At 41.1% G+C, this 13,983-nt stretch carries 16 protein-coding genes; 3 read left to right on the top strand and 13 right to left on the bottom strand.

Translation table 11 applies throughout. The annotated features are described in order from the left end of the window. Positions 1-40 precede the first annotated feature (40 nt). From ACIQXQ_RS05665 to ACIQXQ_RS05655, 3 genes are all read right to left on the bottom strand, one after another. The gene (locus ACIQXQ_RS05665) at positions 41-598 is read right to left on the bottom strand and encodes a PilZ domain-containing protein (protein ID WP_402956090.1); all 558 of its coding nucleotides are present in this window, start codon (positions 596-598) and stop codon (positions 41-43) included. Between the two features lie 72 nt (positions 599-670). Then, positions 671-895: an aspartyl-phosphate phosphatase Spo0E family protein gene (locus ACIQXQ_RS05660; RefSeq protein ID WP_402867960.1), complete on the bottom strand. Its 225-nt coding sequence runs from the start codon at positions 893-895 to the stop codon at positions 671-673. A gap of 273 nt (positions 896-1,168) precedes the next feature. Further along, positions 1,169-3,328, bottom strand: coding sequence for a PAS domain-containing protein (locus ACIQXQ_RS05655; protein WP_402956088.1), 2,160 nt, complete (start codon positions 3,326-3,328; stop codon positions 1,169-1,171). A gap of 266 nt (positions 3,329-3,594) precedes the next feature. On the opposite strand from ACIQXQ_RS05655, the gene ACIQXQ_RS05650 reads away from it, so the two are divergent. Further along, on the top strand, positions 3,595-4,647 hold the full coding sequence (locus ACIQXQ_RS05650; protein WP_402867956.1) for an acyltransferase family protein: 1,053 nt from the start codon (positions 3,595-3,597) through the stop codon (positions 4,645-4,647). Positions 4,648-4,819: 172 nt separating this feature from the next. Further along, complete coding sequence (locus tag ACIQXQ_RS05645) at positions 4,820-6,580, top strand: B12-binding domain-containing radical SAM protein (RefSeq protein WP_402867954.1); 1,761 nt, start codon at positions 4,820-4,822, stop codon at positions 6,578-6,580. Positions 6,581-6,619: 39 nt separating this feature from the next. Here ACIQXQ_RS05645 and ACIQXQ_RS05640 read toward each other — a convergent pair whose 3' ends face one another. Further along, a complete protein-coding gene (locus tag ACIQXQ_RS05640; RefSeq protein WP_402867952.1) occupies positions 6,620-6,760 on the bottom strand; it encodes a hypothetical protein in 141 nt (46 codons plus the stop codon). Continuing rightward, positions 6,761-6,919, bottom strand: a complete 159-nt coding sequence (locus ACIQXQ_RS05635; RefSeq protein WP_402867950.1) for a hypothetical protein — start codon at positions 6,917-6,919, stop codon at positions 6,761-6,763. Positions 6,920-7,039: 120 nt separating this feature from the next. On the opposite strand from ACIQXQ_RS05635, the gene ACIQXQ_RS05630 reads away from it, so the two are divergent. Beyond that, complete coding sequence (locus ACIQXQ_RS05630) at positions 7,040-7,375, top strand: DUF3905 domain-containing protein (RefSeq protein WP_402867948.1); 336 nt, start codon at positions 7,040-7,042, stop codon at positions 7,373-7,375. Between the two features lie 50 nt (positions 7,376-7,425). Here the strand turns inward: ACIQXQ_RS05630 and ACIQXQ_RS05625 are convergent, their stop codons facing one another. Genes ACIQXQ_RS05625 through ACIQXQ_RS05590 form a run of 8 tightly spaced genes read right to left on the bottom strand, consistent with a single transcriptional unit; the run spans position 7,426 to position 13,965 of the window. Continuing rightward, a complete protein-coding gene (locus ACIQXQ_RS05625; RefSeq protein WP_402867946.1) occupies positions 7,426-8,403 on the bottom strand; it encodes a quinone oxidoreductase family protein in 978 nt (325 codons plus the stop codon). A gap of 15 nt (positions 8,404-8,418) precedes the next feature. Beyond that, positions 8,419-9,198: an enoyl-CoA hydratase/isomerase family protein gene (locus ACIQXQ_RS05620; protein WP_402867944.1), complete on the bottom strand. Its 780-nt coding sequence runs from the start codon at positions 9,196-9,198 to the stop codon at positions 8,419-8,421. A 14-nt stretch (positions 9,199-9,212) separates the two neighbouring features. Next, positions 9,213-9,992 carry an SDR family NAD(P)-dependent oxidoreductase gene (locus ACIQXQ_RS05615; RefSeq protein ID WP_402867943.1) on the bottom strand — a complete coding sequence of 260 codons (780 nt, stop codon included), beginning with the start codon at positions 9,990-9,992 and terminating at the stop codon, positions 9,213-9,215. Between the two features lie 35 nt (positions 9,993-10,027). Further along, positions 10,028-10,789, bottom strand: coding sequence for a 2-phosphosulfolactate phosphatase (locus tag ACIQXQ_RS05610; RefSeq protein ID WP_402956086.1), 762 nt, complete (start codon positions 10,787-10,789; stop codon positions 10,028-10,030). A 4-nt stretch (positions 10,790-10,793) separates the two neighbouring features. Beyond that, positions 10,794-11,852, bottom strand: coding sequence for a phosphotransferase family protein (locus ACIQXQ_RS05605; RefSeq protein ID WP_402956084.1), 1,059 nt, complete (start codon positions 11,850-11,852; stop codon positions 10,794-10,796). A gap of 30 nt (positions 11,853-11,882) precedes the next feature. Further along, positions 11,883-12,284: an acyl-CoA thioesterase gene (locus ACIQXQ_RS05600; RefSeq protein WP_402867940.1), complete on the bottom strand. Its 402-nt coding sequence runs from the start codon at positions 12,282-12,284 to the stop codon at positions 11,883-11,885. A 17-nt stretch (positions 12,285-12,301) separates the two neighbouring features. Continuing rightward, entirely contained in the window at positions 12,302-13,081 is a 780-nt protein-coding gene (locus ACIQXQ_RS05595; protein ID WP_402867939.1) for an enoyl-CoA hydratase/isomerase family protein, read from the bottom strand. Further along, the gene (locus ACIQXQ_RS05590; RefSeq protein ID WP_402956082.1) at positions 13,078-13,965 is read right to left on the bottom strand and encodes a 3-hydroxyacyl-CoA dehydrogenase family protein; all 888 of its coding nucleotides are present in this window, start codon (positions 13,963-13,965) and stop codon (positions 13,078-13,080) included. Before ACIQXQ_RS05590 ends, ACIQXQ_RS05595 begins: the two co-directional genes overlap by 4 nt. Positions 13,966-13,983: the final 18 nt, after the last annotated feature.

The raw sequence follows: 13,983 nt of genomic DNA, 5'->3' as shown, positions 1-13,983 counted from the left end.
ACAAAGGCTGGCTCCTTATGTGAGTCAGCCTTTTTCCTTTTTAAACAGCCGCAGATGATAATTTATCAAGCTGACTGTTAAGAATATATCTCCTGACATAAAACAAATCTTTGACAGGCACTCCTATGAAACTGACTCCATACCGATATGCATCTTCCATTTCCCGCTCATTTTGTATCCTGATGGTAAAATGATTCCTGGCATGATCAATCATAAAGGTGATGGTATGCAACTCTGCTTTCATTAGTTTGTTTTCACACGAAAATCCTAGGCCCTTGATGCTCAAATCAATCAACTGAACCCTTTCACTTTTTTGGGGGGACTGGATTTTTCCTTGAGCAACATACGATACCCTTGCAGCCCGTCTTCTTTCACTATCCTGAAGGGTATCGTACCATGGAACAAATAAGTATAGATTATTCTCTTGTTTTTTTATGATATTCGTTTCGAATGTTTGGGATTTATGCAGGCAGATAACGGCATCACCGGAATTAAATCGATCAGGATCCATAACAATGACATTCATCAGTTCCCCTTCGATAAAAAATAATGCCGCCTGGCTAATCTCCCCTCGTTTTACTAGTTGAATATATTCCATTCTTGACCTCTATTTCTTCATAGTCACTGCTATCCAAAGATAAATTCACGATCCATTTTCTTATATATTTTATTAAAGGAAGTAATCATTGTAGAAAGGTTCCTGTAAGATGACGACCAAGTCTTTTGTTTCCACTCTCATTTCAATAGGCGTATGATGTTGCAGAATCAAATATTCATTAATCAGTTTATCAAGCTCCTCACTGATCCGAATGGTATGATTATGACTCATTCCGTGTATTTGCGCAAAATCCATCATTTCCCACCGTTTTATTCGTATTTCGTTACAAATTTCCATTGCATTCCGACAATTCATACCTATATTCACTACTCCTGCCCTTTTTAGAGTTTGATTATATTTAAGAATTATTACAAAATATACCTTATATGTAAATAGGTTCGCAAAAAAAGACAAAACTTCTTATATTGCGATAAAATTCAAAGCAACAGAAGACAGAAAATGACGGGAACCCTTATGACCTTTTCAAACAAAAAAAAACCCTTCAATTTATGAAAGATTTCAAGTACCCAACCTTGTGAAAAGAACCAGTTACCCAATTGGCATCATCCTCTAAGCTTCACTTTTAATGGGCAAATAGATATGAAAAACTGTCCCTTTATCGACTTCGCTTTCCACTTCGATATATCCATTATGTTCTTCTATGATTTTATAGCTGACCATCAATCCGAGGCCGGTCCCTCTTTCCTTTGTCGTATAAAATGGCTCACCTAACTTTTTTAACTTTTCTTTGGATATCCCGTTTCCTTGGTCAATAATCGAGATGCGAACGTGGCTATTTGATACTTGGCTCGATTGGATACGAATTGTGCCGCCATCCGGCATGACTTCCAGTGCATTTTTAATAATATTGATAAATACTTGTTTTAACTGATTTGCTTCACAGAATATGTTGCATGCAATTCCCTCAAAATCTGTCTCAAAGCGGACATTATTAAGTAAAGCTTGTGCCGCTAAAAGCTCCAGTGTCTCTTTCAGGATGATGTGCAAGTCTTGTTCCAAATATTGAAGGGCCTGCGGTTTAGCCAAAACCAGGAACTCTGTAATAATCGTCTCGATGCGCTGTATTTCTGAAGTGATTATGTGAAAATAAGTAGAGAAATCCTCTTTGACCAAATCTTCAAGCAGTTGGATGAAACCTTTTAAAGCTGTCATGGGGTTTCTAATTTCATGGGCGATTCCGGCGGCAAGTTCACCAACAACATGTAAGGTATCCGATTTCCTGATTTGTTCTTGCATTTCAAGCCTTTCACTTACATTGCGAAAAATGGTTAAATTCAGGTTTGAATACAGATTGCCTCTTGTTAAAAATTCAATATGCTTAATCCTTCCATCTTCGAATTTTAGTGGAATGATGGAAGAATACACTCCTTTTTTATATACCGCTTCCACATGTGCATTCAAATCAATTGCATTTTCCGGTACTTTTCCGATGAATTCCTTTACGGTTAGAGAAAGGAGTTTTTCCTTAGAGATTTCCAGTATTGCCTTGCCTGATTCATTAAAGTCCGTAAATCCATCCTTGTTCCATAAGATCAACCCATCAAGTGACCCCTCAAAAATTTTCCTGAATTTCTCTTCACTTTTCCTTAATTCTTTTTCTATTTCCCAGCGTTCGGTTACATTACGAAAGATGGTTACATTATACCCATCGCCCTCATGTTTCTTTGCCGTTAATTCAAGTAATTTGATTTGATTGTTTGGCATCTTATAAAAAATATCATCCCTGACTTGGCCGTCTCTTTCAAAAGTAGCAAGCATTCTTTTAAAATAACGATTTTCCTTATAGATGAATTTCCATATGTCACTGCCAATCATTTCTTCCTTAGTGGATTCAAATATTTTACAGGCTGATTGATTGACTCGAAAAATAACACCGGCCTCATTCCAAAAAACGATTCCTTCCATCGATTGATCAAATAACTCGGCAAAAATCCTTTCGCTCGACTCTAATTTCTTTTCAATAATATTCGATTCAGTGATCTTCGAAAACGTCGTTATGAATAATTCATTTCCGACTGGTGTACGGGTTGAAAAAGTAAAACGACAAGGCTTCCCATGTAGGGTTACCTCCAATTCACCCATAGAATTCAATGTTGTAAAAATTTCACTAACCCCTTCGTCTAGCTGTGACTTATCATCATGTGTCACCAAATCTGATAGTCTTTTCCCAATAAGATCTCTTTTATTGATTTTCAAACCATTCATGAATGCGGAGTTTGCCTCTAGTATAAGTCCTTTACGACTTAAAAGGAGAATACCCTCTTTTGCTGTATCGAAATTATCCAAAACCATTTGCGTTGGCATCAAATTCCCGACCTGATCGATTTCAGACACATCCTCCAAACGAAAAATCCTCTTTCCACCTGAAAGTGTCCCAACCTGTATAAACTCAAACTCCCTCATGTTTCCATTATGGAGTTGTACCGCTTTCCTTTTCTTAAGAGGCTTTTTATGCCTGCTTAATCCCTCCACATCAACTGCAAGTAAGGTACTTGCTTGAAGAAAATCACTAAGCTTCAGTTTAGCCAGTTGTTCTCTGGGCTGATCGAACAACAAGCATGCCGCCTCATTCGCATAGGTGAATCTCAGGTTTTCATCGATCATTATATGGGGCTCTATAATGGAATTAAAGATTTCTTTATATTCTTCGATGTGTTTATTCAACCTGATGATCTCCTCATTACAGACAGCCTCGTACTCTACATTCATATTCAAACCCCTTTCCTAACCTACTTCCATTCATTTCTTTCGACACCTATCTCTTTCGACATCCACCCCAAATTCCCTCGCTATTCCAAAAAAAACAGTAGAATAGAATTAGTCATGCGTGTAAAATTTATATTGCCATTCTCTTAATTCATTTTTGAATTAAGGGAAATTTAAGCTCTTTCCATGATAATGGATTTCAATCTCTATTTTTAGGGTATAGAGATACAATGATTTCTTCTCCTAAAAATAAATATTTGGAGGCAACTATGAAACAACGTGATTTTTTCTTTGACAATGCTAAGTTCATTCTCATGGGCTTTGTCGTTTTTGGACACTTGTTGAACACCTATATAAACGATAGTGAAACGATTTATGCACTTTACAAAACCATTTATTCCTTCCATATGCCGGCCTTCATCCTTGTTTCCGGTTTTTTTGCAAAAGGATTTTATCAAAAAGGGTATTTAGCGAAAATCACCATGAAAATGATCGTACCTTATATCATTTTCCAAATCATTTACACAGTGTACTATTATTTTCTTTATGATCGTTCTTCCTTCAATGTAGACATGCTCACCCCCCATTGGTCTTTGTGGTTCTTGATCAGTTTATTTTGCTGGAATATCATGCTTCTCGGTTTCTCTAAACTGAAGCCGCTTGTCGGTATAGGTTTATCGTTCCTAATCGCCTTGCTAATTGGATATGTGGACTTCATTTCCAATTTCCTAAGCTTATCGAGAACGTTTGTATTTTTCCCCATGTTTTTAATTGGGTATCATTTAAACAAAGATCATTTAAAAAGACTATTTACACCTAAAGTCCATATAGCATCACTCTCTATCATCCTTGTTGTTTTCATCGGTTTTTATTTAAAAGCAGATATCAATTATAAATGGTTGCTTGGCTCTAAGCCCTATTCCGAGCTAGAGGAAGCGTCCATCATATCCATGTTTAAACGTCTTGGTTTTTACGGATTAAGTGTCATTACAGTGTTTAGCTTTTTATCCTTTATCCCAAGACAACAATATTTCTTTACCAACTGGGGTAAGCAAACCCTGTATGTGTACTTGCTTCACGGCTTCTTCATTCGTTTTTTCCGTGAAAGCACCCTTCAGGAATACTTTAGTAACACCGAAAGCTTCATCATGCTAGCCGGGCTTTCCTTCTTGATTACAGTTATGCTTTCAAGCGAAATCATAGGTTCCATGGCACAGCCCATTATCGAATTGAAAATATCCAGGACCAAACAGTTCGCTCGTAAAGTTAAAGAATATATAAAGCCTAGTAAAGAACATAAACAATCTACTACCAGGTTTTAGAACAAAAAGGGCAGCCATAGGGTTGTCCTTTTAATTTCTTCTATTTAACATTTTATACTGTAAGTGGTTTTCCAAAACCAAGAGACTATGGTACAATTATTCGTTAGTGCTTGTTGGCTTTTAGATAACATGTACACGAAAGGAGATAGGCGCTTTCATTGCGCCATTTTTTATGAATATAATTATTAGTACTCTTAATGCAAAATACATCCATACATCTCTATCCATACGATACCTGAAGGCTTATGCCCAACCGGAATACGATGCACAGCTTGCGGAATACACCATCAAAGATCCGATTATGAACATCGTCGGCGACCTCTATTCCAAAAAGCCGGATGTAATCGGATTCAGTTGTTATATATGGAATATCGAAGAAACCATGAAAGTCGTGGCGATGCTTAAAAAGATCAATCCTGAACTGGTTATCATCCTCGGTGGTCCTGAAGTGACCTACGATGTTCATGATTGGCTAGATCAAATTCCAGGTGCTGATTTTATTGTCATTGGCGAGGGGGAAGTAACCTTCAAGGACCTGCTTTCCGAAATTGAAGGGGAACACAACTATAAGAAAGTTAGTGGAATTGCTTATCGGCAAGATGGTAAAAAGGTGATTCAGCCCCAGAATGGCAAGGTGGACCTGAAATCCCTTCCCTCACCATACCGTTTAGAGGAAGATCGTAATGAGATATCCAAACGGGTGACGTATATCGAGACAAGCCGTGGCTGTCCGTTCAGCTGTCAGTTCTGCCTATCATCGATTGAAGTGGGTGTGCGCTATTTTGACCGCGAAAAAATTAAAGAAGACATCAGGTATTTGATGGATAATGGGGCAAGAACGATTAAGTTTGTCGATCGTACCTTTAACATTAGCCGGAGCTATGCGATGGAGATGTTCAGGTTTTTAATTGATGAGCATCAACCTGGAGTCGTTTTTCAGTTCGAAATCACGGCTGACATCATGCGCCCGGAAGTCATTCAATTCTTGAACGATCATGCGCCTGCCGGATTGTTCCGTTTTGAAATCGGTGTACAGTCTACGAATGATCATACAAATGATCTCGTGATGAGAAGACAGAATTTCGAAAAGTTGACCCGAACTGTCACGATGGTAAAAGACGGACAGAAAATAGATCAGCATCTCGATTTAATTGCTGGCCTGCCTGAAGAAGATTATTTTTCATTCAGAAAGACCTTCAATGATGTTTTTGCACTACGCCCCGAAGAGATGCAACTCGGATTCTTAAAAATGTTGCGTGGCACTGGGCTGCGAATTAGAGCGGATGAACACGATTATATTTACAGTGATCATGCCCCTTACGAAATCCTGGGAAACAATGTTTTAACCTTTGATGATATTGTCCGCATTAAACAAGTCGAAGATGTCCTTGAAAAATACTGGAACGATCATCGAATGAACCATACAACCGAGTTTCTTGTAGAAACGGTATTTACCTCCCCATTCGACTTCTTCCAGGAATTCGGCACCTATTGGGATGAGCAGGGCTGGTCACGCATTGGGCATCAGCTTGAAGATTTATTCAAGCGATTAGAGCTATTTTTGATTAAAAGGGAAACCGATCAATTGAATAATGTCATCGGTCTCATGAAATTGGATTACTTTAAGAATCAAAAATATAAGCCACGTAAACCTTGGTGGGAAGCCTCTTTAGATAAACATGGCCGTTCTAAGATTTATGAAGAAATTCTTAAGCATCCCGAGCACCTAGGAACCGATTTCAGGGATTTACAACTGAACGAAAAGGAAATATATAAGCATACCTTGATTGAAGAACTTCCGTTTGATTTAGAAACCTACTTAACGGATGGGACCATAATTGAACAACCTTCCATCATGCTTGCCTATTTTGATCCAAGTGGTAAAGGTTCTCGCATCTTTTCACTATCTAAGGCTGAAAGCACAATACAATAAGAATAAGGACGGACCCCTGTTTGTGGGGTCCGTCCTTATTTACTTTTTGTTATTTTTCGCGGCCAGTATTTCATAGATCTCGGTTGCATTCATATCTTCACTAAATTCCATACCGAATTCCGTTCGTACGTACTGGGCCTTATCTTTTTTCTCTGGTTGTTTACGTGTTTGTTTATTCATTTAACTTCTTCCTTTTCTGCCTTGTTTAGAGTTACGGTTTGCACCCTTCATGACATTTTCATCGGCTGCAAATTCATTTGAAAATTCATCTATTCCTTGATTCTTCTTCGGCGTTTTACTGGCTTTTACAGCCCCATCAACATTGGCTTTCCTTTTCATTTTCATTCCACCTCTATAAAAAAAGTTAACATTATAGAATGGGGTAATTCCGTTCAAAATTATTCACGGATAATATATCGTCATTCGCGTACATTAAGACTAAAAACGGAGGAGGATATAATGAAGAAAAAACTTGATAACCCAATTTTATCAGATACTCAGCCACATCAAATCAATGCACCTAGCTTCAAAAACACTGGAATAAAACCAGAAGCACCATTTGTGAATGAGTATGGAGTGGTCATTGGGGACAGCAAGTACGCCTCAGACAATTCACCGCTTGAAAATTGGAGTGAGGATACAGACCCGGAAATCATGGCTGGTGATGAATGGGTCCACCCGACAAATGATATTGGCTGGAACTCGACTGAAAATCGGGAACTATTAGAAGCCAAACGAGATCCTCAAGCCCCTTTTTTCCATCCCGATAAAGATGTCAGCTCGGAAACGGATTAAGCTCTCGCAAATTTAAGGGCATCCTGAAACTTCAAGGACACCCTTTTTCCTTATTTAATCTGCAAAATCAATTTCCCTTTCGTTTGACGCGCGTTCATTTCTTCATGAACCGCTGCAGCCTGTTCGATTGGATAAATACCTCCGATGGTCATCTTTAGTTTACCTGAGGCTACATAAGAGAAAAGTTCTTCGATACTCGGTACAAGCAAATCCGGTCTTTTCATGATCTGGGGTAGGAAAAAACCTATGACGGATTGATTACGGCGCATTAAATTCTGAGGATTCATCGTATATAGCTCACGACTAGCATTGCCAAAAACGACTATGCGACCAAAAGGAGCCAGACATTTCAGGGTCTTATTGAAAATGTCCCCTCCTGCCATTTCAAGGGCAACATCCACGCCCTTACCGTCTGTCGCCTCTCTCACTTCGAGCTCCCATCCCTCTTTCGTATAATCAATGAGTACGTCCGCCCCCATCTCTTTTGCGAGTTCCAGTTTTTCTTCGGTGCTAGCTGTGGCAATTACTTTCCCTGCCCCGAAAATCTTTGCAAGCTGGACTGCAATCGTTCCAACGCCCCCGGCTGCTGCATGGATAAGTACCGCTTCCCCAGCCTGCAGGCGTCCCATCGTCTTTAAGATGTGATACGCACTTAGCCCTTGAAGGGGTAAAGCAACCGCATCATGGAAAGAGATTTCAGCCGGTAATGGAATGGCGGAGAATTCATTGGACAAGGCATATTCGGAATAGCCGCCTGATTCAATCAAACTCACAACCCTAGTTCCAGCCTTGATCTTGGTTACTTTTTCGCCTACTTCCACCACAACCCCTGCCACTTCTGCACCTGGAATAAACGGGAGCGGCGTTGGTACGACATATTGCCCTTCTCGCCGGGCTGTATCGGCATAGTTAACCCCGACACAGTCAATTTCAATCAACACTTCATATCCGGTAGGCGTGGGTTTTTCCTTTTCTGTCAACTTTAGAACTTCAGGTCCACCATAGGCTTCAAATTGTATGGCTTTCATCTTCTTCCCCCTCTTTTAGTTCCCCGTATATTTCGGCTTTCGTTTCTCTTTGAATGCAGTAACCCCTTCTATATGATCTTCAGTTGTCCCCATTAGGGTTTGGGTAATCCGTTCCTGTTCAAGTATTTCCTCAAGTGAAGCCGTAAACGAATGACTCACAAGTTTTTTCATCATTCCATAGGCTTTTGTTGGCCCATGTGCCAGCTTGTCGGCTATCTTTAACACTTCTTCTTCAAGTTGATTCAATGGAAATACATGATTGATAACGCCTAACTGATGTAAACGTTCGGCCGAAATCGGTTCGGCCGAGAAAAAGAGTTGTTTGGCAAGATGCGGTCCCACTAATTTGGGTAAAAAGTATGAACCACCTCCATCCGAAATTAACCCTACCTTTGAAAAACTCATAGCAAATTGGCTATCCTCTGCAGCCACGATTAAATCGCAAGCAAGTGCCAAATTAAAACCAGCCCCTGCAGCAAATCCATGTACCGCGGCAATAATGGGAACCTCGCAGGAATCCATCGCCAATATACAATCATTCAGTTTACCGACATGGTCATACATTTGTACGGCAGTGGCCTGGCCCATCGATTTGACATCCCCTCCGGCGGAAAATGACCGTCCGGCTCCCCTGATTACGATGGCTCTTATTTGAGAATTCTGCCGAACATCAACAATCGTATTGGTTAAGTCCGCTATCATATCCGGACTAAAGGCATTCAAACTTTCAGGCCGGTTCAAAGTCACCAGCAATACATGATTGGAAACCTCCGTTAATAAATGTTCTCTTAACATGTCTTCATCCCCCTTTATTTGATTAACCATCCACCATCCACTAAAATATCGGTGCCTGTCATGTATGAGGCTTCAGGTGAAGCGACAAATGCGATGACGTTACTGATTTCCTCTGCCTTCCCTACTCTTTCGAGGACCGTGTTTCTTTGTATCGACTTCAGGAATTTCTCATTCTGCAAGCCATCCTCCGTTAATGGAGTTTCAATGAATCCCGGTGATACCGAATTAACCCGGATTCCGTATGGAGCCAGTTCAAGTGCCAATGACTTCGTCAGACTAAGTACACCAGCTTTAGCAGAACTGTAATGCGGGATATGGGCCCCTGCTTGATGGGCGGATAGTGAGGCCGTGTTGACGATGGCCCGATTGCCGGCAGAGTCAAGTTCATGGCTTGCCGCTTCTTTCATCACCTTCCCTAAATATTTTGAGACAAGAAAGACACTTTTCAAATTGACATCTTGGATCATATCCCAGACTTCTGTGGAGGTATCTAAAAGTTTGGAGGACCTCGATCCTCCCGCGTTGTTTATCAAAATATGAAGATCCCGGTATTGTTCGGTAACATACATGGCCAGCTCTTTAACGTCTTCCTCATCCGTAACATCAGCAGGAAAAATGTCAGCCAGCGGGATAGTATGGCGGGCATTGATCTCAGCCGCCACTTCTTTCAGCTTCCTTTTCGTCCTTCCTACTAATAAAACCTGTGCACCCTCATCCGTTAACCTTAATGCTGTCGCTTTCCCAATACCCGAACCTGCACCTGTTATTACAGCAATGGATTGTGAGAATCTCATTGTTTCACACCTTTCCTTCTTACCTTATCGACCCTTTATGTCTGCTGCCTATTCTTCACAGTTTGTATTTTTCCATTTATCAACTCCGGAACAAGGGTTATCGACCCTTTTTGAGTTGCCAACCTCAAATCGCCATTTAAATCATGATCTTCAAACAGCTGACCAACATGCGAAGTTTGGAGGATTTCAAAGGCACTGTTGATATTCGTGCTATAAAAGGCACATGCTGCTTTCGCTGCATCATTTAACAGGAACGCATCTTGTGTCCCATTGACCAAACAATGAATCAAATGGCCGGCCCCATAAAAATCTTCCATACTGAATTCACCCGAATTGCCCGAACACACAATAACAATGGTTTCCGTTTGGTGAACGTTTTTGATTTTTTCTGCAACGGATGGATTATTCAGTAAAGAGGCAATATACACCTTTTTGGCCGAACTTGATTTTTGTAGGGCCACTGTGCCATTAGTTGTCGATAAGACAAGCGTTTTACCCTGAACTAGCTTATTCAACAGCGTCGGACTCGGATAGATGAAGCCCTCAATAGGTTGGGCCCTCATTTCCCCGGCAAGGAGGCATTCCCCTTGAGTCATATCTTTGCTTTTCAATTCGGCATCGGCAGGGCTCAGGACAGGGATTACCTGCTCCGCTCCATTATGAAGAGCAGACACGATGGTCGTGGTTGCTAATAGCACATCTAGTACGATGGCGACTTTCTCCCCATCTAGAAGCTTGTCCCTGTTGATTTCTTCTTTTTTCAATAGCAAGTGTATATGCTGCATCGTCTGTTTCATCTAATCAGGCTTCCTTTGCGGCTACGTGGGCAGCATGAGTAATTAAACTTTTCACCATTTTCCCCAATGAAGAAAAGCGTATATCCTTGGTCTGCCCCAATTCATACCGATAATAGATTTGCTGAAGAATCACAGCTAACTTGAAATAGCCAAATGTCAAATAATAATCGATGGTAGAAACGTCTCTACCGCTTCTCACAGCATAGGCTTCGATAAATTCATTCCTTGATAAAAAACCATCCATAGTAGTAAGCGATGCTTGGCCCAAACCGGATTTGACCATTTCTGGGTCGCCACTTTCCGTCCAATAGCTTAAGGCAACGCCTAAATCAGCCAGCGGATCACCGACCGTCGACATTTCCCAATCAAAAAGACCGACCATCTCGCTTAAATTCTGGTTGAACATCGCATTATTGATCTTAAAGTCATAGTGAATGATCGAGGTTTGACTATAACGCGGCATATTCTTTTGTAAATAAGCAACGAGCGGTCCCACTTCCTTGATTTCATCCGTCTTTGCCCGTTCATATCGGGAAATCCACCCGTGTACCTGTCTCTCCATAAATCCATCAGGCTTTGAAATTTGAGCTAATCCCGTCTTTTCATATGGAATGGAATGAAGATCCGCAAGCTGATCCACCATGATAGTGGATAGTTGACGGCACTTTTCCACAGTCGGGACAATATCTTTAGGAAACATGGAATCTATTACTATTCCATGTTTTCTTTCCATTAGAAAAAAAGGGGAGCCCACAACCGAGACATCATCCGAAAACAGGATGGGTTCAGGCGCTGCTTGAAAATACGGATGGATGGAAGAAAGAATATGGTACTCCCGTTTCATATCATGGGCTTTTGGAGCGACCGGACCAAGTGGAGGTCTCCTCAATACTGCTTCCCACTCACCGACTTTAAGTTGATAGGTCAAATTGGAATATCCTGTCGAGAACTGTTGCACTTCCAATGGATCATTTGGCAAATCCACTATCTTTTCCTGGAGGAATGCCTCTAGTCTTTTAACACCGAGCTCCTCCCCTGAACGAACAGGAATGGTATCATCCATCGTTCCCTTCACCCCTTGTACTTTAGTAAACTAGCTATGGACAATATGCGAGACTAATCTTTCTTTAATCGTTTCAGGAATGGGTTCGCTTTTTTGTTCCCCGAAATTAAAGCAAACCAATATCGCCGTTCCTTTTGCGATGGTCTCTCCCGTTTGCGAACAAATAATATCATGGCTCATCTCACAGCTTTTCGTCCCTACCTTTGTCAAATATGTTCGAACGGATAAGAGTTGGTTAAAGTACCCTTGGGTAATAAAATCGCATTTTGTCGAAGCAAGTAAGAAATTCCAGTCTTCGATATTCGAGGCCAATCCCAGCGCTTCAAAGAATTTCATTCGGGCCTCTTCAAGATAAATAAAATAACTGGTGTTATTGATATGTCCCAATGCATCCGTTTCAGAAAAACGCACGTTCACATTAAGTTCATGCATAATATACCTCCTAATTTTTAGCGATGGGAGAACGCGGGTTTCCGCTTTTCCAAAAATGCTGCAACTCCTTCTTTCACATCTTCCGTTTGAAAGATTTCCTCAAAAAGATTCGTTTCAAGCTCCAACCCTTGTTCAAGTGTGGATTCGCTCCCTTCATTGATGGCCTTCTTAATCCTTGATAGGGCCTGTAATGAATGCCTCGTCATTCGGGATGCCAACTTTTTAGACTCGTTTAACGCGCTTCCCACATCCACGACTTTATTGACGAGCCCAATTTTTTCTGCTTCCTGAGCAGAAAGTGGATCTCCAGTAAAGATCATTTCCTTCGCTTTAGCATTTCCTACAAGTCTCGACAAACGCTGCGTGCCCCCAGCTCCTGGAAATAACCCTAATTTCACTTCCGGTAAACCGATTTGCACGCCTACTTCGGCAACACGCAAATCACAAGCCAGTGCCAATTCACATCCACCACCTAAAGTCATTCCATTCAAAACAGCGATGGTCGGTTTAGGAAATTGGTCAATCTGAGTTAAAACCCCATGGCTTTCTCTTACCGTCTCCTTCATATTTGGATTGCCCATCATTTGTGGGAATTCTTTTATGTCCGCACCTGCGGCAAACGCCATATCTCCAGACCCGGTAATGAGCACGGCAACAATTTCATTATCATCTTTAAGTTGTGTGAAAACTTCGGACAATCCTTGAAATACCTGTCTGCTGATCACATTCAACGGCGGATTATCAATTGTCACAATCGCAAGCTGATTTTCTTTTTCCACTCTCACTAAGTTTGTCATACATTCTTCACTCCTTGATTTGTATAGTCGTACCAGCCTTTTCCAGTTTTCCTTCCTAAATTACCTTGTTTCACCTTTTCCTCTATACAGGCATTAGGTTTATCTTCTGGATTACCTGTTTCTTTATAACGTTGCTGCATAACGTAGTAACCCACATCAATACCAGACAAATCCATCAATTCAAATGGGCCAATGGGGTGACTTAAAGCTTTACGGCAAATCAAATCGATGTCCTTATAATCCGCTATCCCTTCTTCATATAAATAAAGGGCTTCCCGTTGCAACGCCCCCAATATGCGATTTGCGACGAACCCGGAAATTTCCTTGCGTAGTAAAATTCCTGTCCGATTCATTTTCTCCGTGACTTCTAATGCAAGCTTCGCTGTTTCTTCGGATGTTTGATCACTCATGACCACTTCCACGCAATCCATGACAAGAGGCGGGAAAAAGAAATGCATATTGATGAACTTATCCGGACGGTTCGTCACCCCGGAAAGTAAACTATTCACGATAGTCGAACTATTTGTCGCAAAAATGGTGTTTGCCGGTGCAAATTGCTCTAGTTTAGCGAAGACCTCCTGCTTCACTTCAATTTTTTCGACTACCGCCTCAATAATCAAATCGGCATTGCTGGCGGCTTTATTCAAATCGGTCGTAAATTGAAGACGGGTGAAGGCTGCCAATCTACTGTCTTCACTCAGCTTTCCTTTTTGCACCCATTTATTCATGATTGCCTCTAACTTTTCCTTTGCCGATTGCAAAGCAGTGTCCTGGACATCCTGTAATACCGTATTGAATCCGCCTAGGGCAGCAAGCATCGCAATTTGATGTCCCATCTGTCCTGCCCCGATTACCGATATCGACTGTATCTTATTGGTCGACATTGAGTCACCCTCCCTTTT

The sequence above is a fragment of the Peribacillus sp. NPDC097198 genome, from assembly GCF_044762055.1.
In the GTDB taxonomy this organism is placed as follows: domain Bacteria; phylum Bacillota; class Bacilli; order Bacillales; family DSM-1321; genus Peribacillus.
Note: the sequence above shows the minus strand (reverse complement) of the source record. Positions and strands in the feature narration are given on the sequence as shown.